Below are 8,550 nucleotides of genomic sequence, written 5' to 3' on the forward strand. Positions count from 1 at the left end.
ATTTTCGAGAAGGCCGGATGCGCGTTATCGGATGCCTCTGAGCCCAGCACCAGTTCGGCAAAGGAGGTCACTTCGATATGCCGGTCGACCGGGCCGTCATTGTAGAGCGTCACCCGGCGGCCTTCGCCGTTTCCTTCCGAGATGACGATGCATTCGACTTCCGAACGCAATGATCCCACCGATTTGACGAAGCTCGCCTTGTCGTCGGAAAACAGCGTCTGCACCTCTTCGTGCGTGGCACGCTTCGGCTCGGCGGTGGCTGACCACCAGTCGCCGGTGCCGGCGTCGCGCAGGAAGATGTAGGAGCCAAGCCGATCCTCGGTTGGATCCGGCTGCCAGCGCGTGATCGCGAGCTCGCCCCAGCGGCTATAGCCGGAGCCGGTCGCGGTGACCATGACCGAGTAGCGGCCATTGGACATGACGCTGGTCGAACGCAGCGCCTTGAGCGGGTTGAGCACGATGCGCGTATCGGGGCTCTCGACTTCCGTTTCGTCCTTCGACCGTTCGTCGGCCTCGGTCCTGACGGTGGCGGTCGGGATATCGCGCGGCGCCCTTTCCTGCAGCAGCAACTCGGCCGACTCGATCACCGGATCGCTATGGAAGCGGTCGCGCAGGCGTCCTTCGAAGATGGCGTCGGCGACGGCGGCGATCGACATGCCGGAATGATGGGCCATGTAGTTCAGCACGACGACGTGGTCGGTGCCCTCCGGCACGCGCTGCGGCGTGAAGTCGACCGCATCGTAGAAGCCGTGCCGGCCAAGGGCGCCGATCTGCCTCAGCCTGGCCAGGTTCTGCACCGATTCACGCGGGGTGAACTGTGCCGCCAGCACGGTCGCATAAGGCGCAATCACCGTGTTCTGGCCAAGACCTCGCTTCAGGCCGAGCCCGGGCACGCCGAAATTGGTGTATTGGTAGGTCAGTTCGCGGTCGCGGGCGTTGTAGGCCGCTTCCGAAATCCCCCAGGGCACGTTCTTCGAGCGGCCGTACTGGATCTGGCGCTTGATGATGAGCTTGCTGGTCTGGTTGAGGATCGAGCCTTGCGGCTCCTTCATCACCAGCGGCGGCATCAGATACTCGAACATCGAGCCGGACCAGGACATCAGCGCGCCCTTGAACCCGATCTCGACGATCGGCCGGCCGAGGTGGAACCAGTGCTCGGTCGGCAGATCGCCCTTGGCGATGGCGAACAGGCTGGTCAGCCGCGCCTCGGAAGCCAGGAGGTCGTAGCAGCTTTCGTCGAGCTGATGCTCCTCGACCCGGTAGCCGATCGACAGGAGCTTACGTTCCGGCCGCATAAGGAAGGAGAAATCCATCTCGAAGGCGAAGCGGCGCGTGCGCTCGCGCAACGATAAAAGCTTGGCCCGCAAGGCTCCGATGGCATTGTCGTCGCTATGCGCGTCATGGACATGCGCCTCGCAGGTGGCTTCCAGTCTCGCCGCCCAGTCGGCGATGGTATCGCTCTGTGTCGATGCGGCCTCGGTATGGATGGCGATGGCGAGCTTGCGGATCTCGCCGGCCAGAACGGCCAGGTTGATGGTGCGGATCGACGCCATCTCGGGCTGTGCCTTGATCGATTCGACCGCCCGCCGCATGCCGTCGAGGCGATCGGCGAGCCGCTGGCGCAACGGCCGCAACTGGCGGCGGTCGTCAGGCAACTCCGCCAGGCTTTCGTCGAGGATCGTCACCGTATCGAGGATACCTTCGAAGTCGCCCTGAAGGTGGACTGCAGGCGCTTCCACCCATTCGGCGCAGGCTGCCGCCACCGCTACAAGATGGCCAGCGAGATTGCCGCTATCGACGGCGGAAATGTAGAGCGGATAGAGCGGCTTCAGCGTCGTCGTGTCATACCAGTTGAAGAGATGGCCGCGCTCACGCGGCATGCTCTCGATGGTCGACATCGTGGCGTCGATGCGGGTGGCGGCGTCGGACAGGCTGATCCAACCGAAATCGCGCGCCGAAATCACCGACAGGAGATAGACGCCGATATTGGTCGGCGAGGTGCGGGGCGCAACGACAGGCGCCGGACTTTCCTGGAAATTGTCGGGCGGCAGATTGTGATGCTCGGCCGTCACGAAGGTCTCGAAATAATGCCATGTGCGCCGCGCGACAGTGCGCAGCGCATGGATGTCGGCCGCCGATATGCGCAAACGGTCCTCGGTTTCGGCCGAGCGGCTGATCCAGAAGGCGAAGGCCGGCGAGCCGATCCAGAACAGCGCGAAGAAGAAGGCGACGAAAGCTCCGGTGGAATCGGCCAGAACCGGAATGGCAAGGCCGACGACGCCGATAATCACCGCGCCATACATCATGCCGTAATAGGAGCCGAGATCGTTGTCGCCGTTCTTGTGTGCCTGCGAGGCAGTGCGCCATTCGAGCAGGTTCTGCCGACTGACGAACAAGCGGTAGAGCGTGCGGATGATAGCGTCGCCCATCATCCAGGCCAGATGTGCCATCAGCACGATCTTCAGAGCCACCAAGGCGGTGCCGAAGACAACATCGCGTGCCAGTGCCGAGAAATGGCCGCGCGGTGTCTGGTCGCCGCTTTTCGGCAGGATGGCGTGGATGATGTCGAACGTTGGCGCCATGAACAATGTGAGGATCAGCAGCGCCTGCCATTGCGCGGCCTGTGTGAAGGGCAGCAGCGTCCAGCCGGCGATCGCCGCCATCACCCAGAAGATCGGCGTCAGCGAGCGGCGCAGATTGTCGACCATCTTCCAGCGCGACAGCGCCGGCACGCCGGAGCGCGGATCGAAAAGGAAGCCCAGAAGCTGCCAGTCGCCGCGTGCCCAGCGATGGTGGCGCGACGCGTCGACCGAATAGCGGGTCGGATAGTCCTCGACCAGTTCGACGTCCGTGACCAGCGCCGCGCGTGCCAAGGCGCCTTCGAGCAGATCGTGGCTGAGGATGGTATTTTCGTCGATGCGGCCCTTCAGCGCCGCTTCGAAGGCGTCGACATGATAGAGACCCTTGCCGGTGAAGGAGCCGTCACCGAAGACATCCTGGTAGATGTCCGAGACAGCAAAGACGTAAGGATCGAGGCCGCGATTGGCGGAAAAGACCCGCTGGAAGAAGGATGCGTCGTCGCCGCTGGTCAGCGAGGCGGTGATGCGCGGCTGCAGGATGGTGTAGCCGGCGGTGACAAGGCGCTTTGCCGCATCGAAATGCGGGCGGTTGAGCGGATGGCAAAGCTTGCCAACCAAACTGGCGACGGCATCGCGGGTGGTGCGCGTGTCGGCGTCCAGCGTCATCACATGGATGACGTTCTCCGGCAACGGCACTTCCAGCGGCAGAAACGTGGTGTCGCTGTCACCGCGCAGCAGAAGATTCAGTTCGTGCAGCTTGCCGCGCTTGCGTTCCCAGCCCATCCAGGCGCCCTGGGATTCATTGTAGAGCCGCCGGCGGTGCAGAACGTAGAAACGCGGCGCCCCTTCGCTGGGATAGCGGGCGTTCAGCCGAGCGATCTCGTCGCGAGCATATTGGAGGATCTCAATATCCGCGGCATCGATTTCGGTCTTCGAGTCCGGCCAGTCCGAAAGCAGAGCAAAGTGGATTTCGTCAGCCGTGTTGGCTAGGTGATGCACTTCGATGTTGCGGATGTTTTCTTCGACGTCGTCGCGTGAGCCGATCAGCGACGGCACTACCACCAGCGTGCGAGCCTCGGGCGGCATGCCGCGTCTGTAGTCATAGCCAACAAGGCGCGTCGGCTTGAGGAACAACGATACGACGGTGTTGAAGAAGGCAAGCGCGCCTTCGCTGGCCGGCACGGCAAACAGCGCCAGCATCAGGACGATCGACGGCACGGACAGGCCGAGATTGGCAAGGGCGTTGCCGGAGAGGAGCAGAAGCAGCACCGTCAGCGCGAACACGGGCACGACAATGCCCAGCCATCCGGTCTTGCGGAACGCCCGTTTGGTCGCGACGCTGACGGTCGGCCGATAGCCGATCGCCTTTTCCAGTTCCAGCCGGCGCGGGCCGACCAGAAAGAAGCCGACGTCGGTGTGAGCGGTCGGACCGGTGCCGGTAGTATCGGCGACAGCGGCGTGGCCGGCGAGTTCGATCGCCTTTTCGGCGACGCGGAATTCAGAACGATCGGAGCGGCGCGCCATTTCCTCGATCGCAGTCCGGTACTGGTCGCGCGAGAAGAAATCGAGCGCGGCGAAATCGGTGCGCTCGCGCAGCAAGGTATCGATGCGGCTGACACCTTCGAACCAAACCGTCCAGTCGATATCGTTGATGAGTCTGAGGCCGCGGATGATGTTACCGGTGGTTACATTGCCGCCGGACAGCGTGCGATGCTCGCTGATGATGATTTCCTCGGCATCGGAGCCGGACTTTTCAAGCTCGCCCTCCAGCCATTCCAGCGCCCTGCCGGCATTTTGCGACCCGTCGCGCAGGCGGTAGAGCAATTGTGTGGCAAAGGTGGTGTCCTGCGCATGGGCGACGTAGTTCGACAGGATCGCCTGACGGTCGGCGTTGTCGTCGATCGCCAGCACGCGATCGGCAACCTCGTTGGCAATCTGGCGCATCTGCCGGGTACGATTGACCCGGACCGCGATCCGGCGAAGGTTTTCGATCAAAACGAAGCGCAGCAGCGATGGCAGTGCCCACAGTTCGCCGATCTTCAGCGGCTCGACGGACTGAAAGCCTTCGACGATCGCCTTGAACATGGTCGCCGAGACGGAACTGTCGGAATGGGCGACATAGGCCCAGGCCAGCCCAAGCGCGCGCGGCACGCTGGCGCCGTCGGAAAGCTTCAGGGTCGGCAACTGCCGATAGAAACGACGCGGCAGGTCGCGCTTGACCTGGAAGATGGTTTCCTCAACCAGATAGTTGTTGTCGAGCAGCCATTGCGCCGCCGGCGTGATCGTCTCGCCTCGCGCCTGCGCGGCATTGGTCGAGCGGTAGACTTCGAGGATCTTGCTGGCACTGTCGCGGACGCGTGGCTGGAAATCGAACGGCTCCAGGCCGAACAGATCCTTGACGTCACCCTTGGCGAGGCTTGTACCCAGCGTGCGCAGGCGCTCTTCCGGCAGGAAATTGGAGCGTATCGGCTCTTCTGTGATGGCCGGGAAGCTCGCGCTCGTCTTTTCCAATTGGGCGGGGTTAGTCTGGATATTCATTGAAAATTCCGTATGGGGGGACGCATAGCGGCGTCACCGCCACGGCAATGTCCCTAAAACCGATTCAAATGCAATTGGTTGCATTGAAACACAGGCCGAAAGTTTGTTTTCGCACCACAACTTTCAGACGATCACCCCTTCGCTCCCGCCGAGACTTGATCGACGGAAGGATTCGGGCTTTTTCGTGATGTGGGCTTGAGCTTACGGCATATTTCGCCGGTGCTGCGATCATGTTTCGAAACAGGCTTTAATCGTTCGCAGCAACGCGATCGATGCGGATCACGAACATCGTGGTTGTTCGAACAGGCTCCAGGCGCCATTTCAAAGCGTCCGGCCCGAGCAACAATGTGTCGCGCGGTCCGATGCGGACAGGCGCCGCGCCGGCAACCGTGATCTCGCCGTCAAAACACAGGATGAGGGTCGCATCGGCCACTGAGTGGATATCCGTCGGGGCCGAAGTCACCACCCGCTCGACAGTGTGGGTCATCCGTCCGCGCCGCGTCATGACATTGAGATCAATGATCGGACCGGCGAGCAGCGTCGCTTGCGTCGGCACATCGGCCGGAAAGGAAAGCGGAGCGGAAGTCCTGGTCACCGTATCCGCCGGGCGGCCGGCGATATCAAGGATAACCCCCTCGCCTTCCAGCACGGCCAAGGTTCGGTCCACGCCGGCAAACCCGGAGAATGGCCCGCCGCTTTCGACGCGCGCCATGGAGACGCGCCAATCGAAATCGTCGAGCGCAGCGCCTGCCGGCGAGACGGCGATTTCCGTCGTCACCCCGCCGCCGTTCTTCCACGGCATAGACCAGTATTCGGCTGCCCGTAGGATGCGCAAGGCGCGGCTCAGCCGAGGATGCCTGGCAGGTTGAGTTGGTGCTCCCTGGCGCAGTCGATGGCGAGGTCATAGCCGGCATCGGCGTGGCGCATGACGCCGGTCGCCGGGTCGTTCCACAGCACCCGCTCCAGGCGTTTGGCCGCTTCGCGCGTGCCGTCGGCGACGATGACCATGCCGGCATGTTGCGAAAAGCCCATGCCAACGCCGCCGCCATGGTGCAGCGACACCCAGGTTGCGCCGGAGGCGGTGTTGAGCAGCGCATTGAGCAATGGCCAGTCCGACACGGCGTCCGAGCCGTCTTTCATCGATTCCGTCTCGCGGTTCGGCGAGGCAACCGAGCCGGAATCGAGATGATCGCGGCCGATGACCACCGGCGCCTTGAGCTCGCCCTTCGCCACCATCTCGTTGAAGGCAAGGCCGAGCCGGTGGCGATCGCCGAGACCGACCCAGCAGATGCGTGCAGGCAGACCCTGGAAGGCGATGCGCTCGCGCGCCATGTCGAGCCAGTTGTGCAGATGGGTATTGCCTGGCGTCAGCTCGCGCACCTTGGCGTCGGTCTTGTAGATGTCCTCGGGATCGCCTGAGAGGGCTGCCCAGCGAAACGGGCCGATGCCGCGGCAAAACAACGGTCGGATATAGGCCGGCACGAAACCCGGGAAGGCAAAGGCGTTCTCGAACCCTTCCTCCTTTGCCACCTGGCGGATGTTGTTGCCATAGTCGAGCGTCGGCACGCCGGCGTTCCAGAACGCCACCATGGCCTCGACATGTTCGCGCATCGACGCGCGCGCCGCCTTCTCGACCGCCTTCGGGTCGCTGGTGCGCTTCTCGCGCCATTCGGCGAGCGACCAACCCTTGGGCAGATAGCCGTTGAGCGGATCATGCGCCGATGTCTGGTCGGTGACCAAGTCGGGGCGCACGCCGCGCCGCACCAGTTCCGGCACGATGTCGGCGGTGTTGCCGACCAGGCCGACCGATTTCGCCTCACCGGCCCTGGTCCAGCGCTCGACCTTTTCCAGCGCCTCGTCCAGCGTGTCGGCGCGCTCGTCGACATAGCGGGTGCGCAGCCGGAAATCGATGCGGTCGGGATCGCATTCGATCGCCAGGCAGCAGGCGCCGGCCATGACCGCTGCCAGCGGCTGGGCGCCGCCCATGCCGCCGAGACCGCCGGTCAGGATCCATTTGCCCCTGAGATTGCCGCCATAATGCTGGCGGCCGGCCTCGACGAAGGTCTCGTACGTGCCCTGCACGATGCCTTGCGTGCCGATGTATATCCAAGAGCCGGCCGTCATCTGGCCGTACATCATCAGGCCCTTTCTATCGAGCTCGTTGAACTTCTCCCATGTCGCCCAGTGCGGCACGAGGTTGGAATTGGCGATCAGCACGCGCGGCGCATCGGTGTGCGTCCGGAACACGCCGACCGGCTTGCCGGACTGCACCAGCAGCGTCTCGTCATCTCCAAGCGTCTTCAGCGAGGCGACGATGCGGTCGAAATCATTCCAAGTGCGCGCCGCCCGGCCGATGCCGCCATAGACGACCAGTTCGTTGGGATTTTCGGCGACGTCGGGATCGAGATTGTTCATCAGCATGCGCAACGGCGCTTCCGTCAGCCATGTGCGGGCGTTGAGCTCGCTGCCGCGCGGGCTGCGGACTTCGCGGATGTTATGACGAGGATCGGTCATGGCGTCAGTCCCTTTCGAATGAGATGCGGCGTTGCGCGTCAGCCGTGTACCCAGACAATCGCGTTTTCGAGGATCTTCTTCAGCGTGACGCGGATAGGCGCCGCGAACGCAGCATCGTACGGCACCGGCCAATTGTCCGGTGCGCCCTTGCCTTCCGGTTCGCGCATATAGCCACGGTTGGAGAGTTCCATCTGCAACGCATGGACGCCATCTTGCGGCTGGCCGAAATGGCGCGTGATCCAGCCGCCTTTGAAGCGGCCGTTGACGATAAAGGTCTCGCCGGTTTCGGCGAGGATCTGGCCGACTGTTGCCTGCAAGGCCGGATCGGCGCTCTTGCCGTCATTGGTGCCGAGATTGAACACCGGAAGCGTTCCCTCGAACAGGCGCGGCAGCACCGAGCGGATCGAATGGCAGTCATAAAGGACGACCTTCTGGTGCAAGGCGCGCAGCCTGTCGATCTCGGCCTGTAAGGCGGCATGGTAAGGCACAAAGTATTTTTCGCGGCGCTCATCGATCTCCGACGCATCAGGCTCTTCACCCGCGCGATAGAGCGGATCGCCATCGAAGGTCTCGGTCGGACAGAGACCCGTCGTCGCCTGGCCGGGATAGAGCGAGGCGCCGGATGGATCGCGATTGACATCGATGACGGTGCGCGAGATCGCCGTATGCACCACCGTCGCGCCGAGACTTCCGGCGAAATCATAGAGCCAGCTGTCCATCATGCCGCTCCAGAAATCGCCGGCAGCGCCACCGCGCCCGCCGCCTTGATCGCCGCGCCGCTGCGCACCATGGCGATGGCCTTTTCCATGTCGGGGTGGAAATGCCGGTCATTGTCGAGATGCGGCACCTCCGCCCTGACCAGCCTGCGCACCGCTTCCAGTGCTGCACTCGACGCCAGGGGCGCATGGAAATCGCAGCC

General features: G+C 63.4%; 4 protein-coding genes and 1 pseudogene. All 5 read right to left on the bottom strand.

Translation table 11 applies throughout. The features are described from left to right. A partial coding sequence (locus tag E5W87_RS31300; protein WP_292406570.1) for a glucoamylase family protein occupies positions 1 to 5,117 on the bottom strand: 5,117 nt, incomplete at its 3' end. Between the two features lie 247 nt (positions 5,118 to 5,364). Next, positions 5,365 to 5,952, bottom strand: a complete 588-nt coding sequence (locus tag E5W87_RS31305) for a HutD family protein (RefSeq protein WP_292406573.1) — start codon at positions 5,950 to 5,952, stop codon at positions 5,365 to 5,367. A gap of 8 nt (positions 5,953 to 5,960) precedes the next feature. Then, positions 5,961 to 7,631, bottom strand: coding sequence for a urocanate hydratase (hutU, locus tag E5W87_RS31310; protein ID WP_292406576.1), 1,671 nt, complete (start codon positions 7,629 to 7,631; stop codon positions 5,961 to 5,963). 38 nt (positions 7,632 to 7,669) lie between these two features. Continuing rightward, a complete protein-coding gene (gene hutG / locus E5W87_RS31315; protein WP_292406579.1) occupies positions 7,670 to 8,350 on the bottom strand; it encodes an N-formylglutamate deformylase in 681 nt (226 codons plus the stop codon). Beyond that, a pseudogene (locus tag E5W87_RS31320) lies at positions 8,350 to 8,550 on the bottom strand (histidine ammonia-lyase); the annotation flags it as partial. The pseudogene E5W87_RS31320 and the gene hutG, both read right to left, overlap by 1 nt.

This window comes from Mesorhizobium sp., from assembly GCF_004962925.1.
Lineage (GTDB): Bacteria > Pseudomonadota > Alphaproteobacteria > Rhizobiales > Rhizobiaceae > Mesorhizobium.